The following is a 259-nucleotide window of genomic DNA, read 5'->3' on the forward strand; positions in this document are numbered from 1 at the left end:
AAGGGCGCTGCCTCCGCATGCAGCCTTCCGATGTGTTCGGACCATGTCCCTTGAACAGGTACCCCTTCCAATGGCAATTCACCCAACTGCTGCATGGGGGGCTGCATCGGCACGCGGCCGCCTGAATTACCGATTTCGCTCAGCGGCTGCTGAATGGCGGTGGCTTGCGGCGTATTCAGGGCCCTCTGCCTCTTCGCCGGTCTCAACAGCGCTGTGTAATGTTCAGTGTTGATGATGACGCCCCCGGTGTTGCTCCTGT

The 259-nt window shown here is 60.2% G+C and carries 1 protein-coding gene; it reads right to left on the reverse strand.

All coding sequences use genetic code 11. The features are described from left to right. On the reverse strand, nucleotides 1-259 hold a 259-nt coding region (locus AC0L2L_RS33410), incomplete at both ends, for a hypothetical protein (protein WP_473584025.1).

It is taken from the genome of Mesorhizobium sp. WSM4832, assembly GCF_055811115.1.